Here is a 994-nt window from a genome sequence, read left to right as displayed (position 1 = left end):
CTGGTTTCGTTCAACAGAAAGATAGATCTTGTGTTTTCTTCTTCCTGCACGGTTTATGGCCAGCCAGACAGTCTGCCTGTTACAGAATCGGCACCGATTAAAAAAGCCGAATCGCCTTATGGTAACACCAAACAGATTGCTGAAGAGATTCTTGAGGAAACCACTGCGGTAACGCCAGATCTGAACGTAATCGCACTGCGCTATTTCAATCCGGTTGGCGCACACGAAACCGCACTGATCGGAGAACTTCCAAACGGGGTTCCGGCCAACCTGGTTCCATTTATTACACAGTCGGCAATTGGTAAACGCGGACCGATTACGGTTTACGGAAACGATTACGATACGGTCGATGGTTCTGCCGTTCGCGATTACATCCACGTTGTGGATTTGGCCAAAGCTCATGTTGCTGCGGTTAAGCGGATGGAGGAAAAGAAAGCGGAAAGCAATTACGAGGTCTTCAATATCGGAACGGGAAAGGGGTCATCTGTACTGGAAATTATCTCTGCCTTTGAGAATACAACTGGAGAAAAACTGGATTACAAAATTGGACCAAGAAGGAGCGGAGATGTAGAAAAGGTTTACGGCGATGTTCAGAAATCTAACGATGTACTGGGCTGGAAAGCAGATCTTGGGATTGATGAAATGATGAGATCGGCGTGGGAATGGGAGAAATACATCAAAGCAAATCCTTTTGAATAAAATTAATAACACCAAATAGAAACTTAATGAAACACAACTTACTGGACACGAAGGATTACATTGTATTTGCGATCTACTTCGTTATTGTTGCGGCTTACGGACTGTACATCTACAACAAGAAAAAATCTGCATCCACGGGCTCGAAGGACTATTTCCTTGCCGAGGGCTCGCTAACGTGGTGGGCAATCGGCGCATCGCTTATTGCATCCAACATCTCTGCCGAGCAGTTTATCGGCATGAGCGGATCGGGATTCAAGATGGGTCTTGCCATTGCAACCTACGAGTGGATGGCTGC

2 protein-coding genes are annotated in these 994 nt (G+C 46.2%); both read left to right on the top strand.

Features of this window, described 5'->3' with window-relative positions; translation table 11 throughout:
• On the top strand, nucleotides 1–699 hold a 699-nt coding region (locus H7U22_RS22285), incomplete at its 5' end, for an NAD-dependent epimerase/dehydratase family protein (RefSeq protein WP_248284833.1).
• 26 nt (nucleotides 700–725) lie between these two features.
• A partial coding sequence (locus H7U22_RS22280; RefSeq protein WP_449581876.1) for a sodium:solute symporter family transporter occupies nucleotides 726–994 on the top strand: 269 nt, incomplete at its 3' end.

This window comes from Pedobacter fastidiosus, assembly GCF_014306625.1.
Classification (GTDB): Bacteria; Bacteroidota; Bacteroidia; order Sphingobacteriales; family Sphingobacteriaceae; genus Pedobacter; species Pedobacter fastidiosus.
This window is presented reverse-complemented; position numbering and strand designations above follow the sequence as displayed.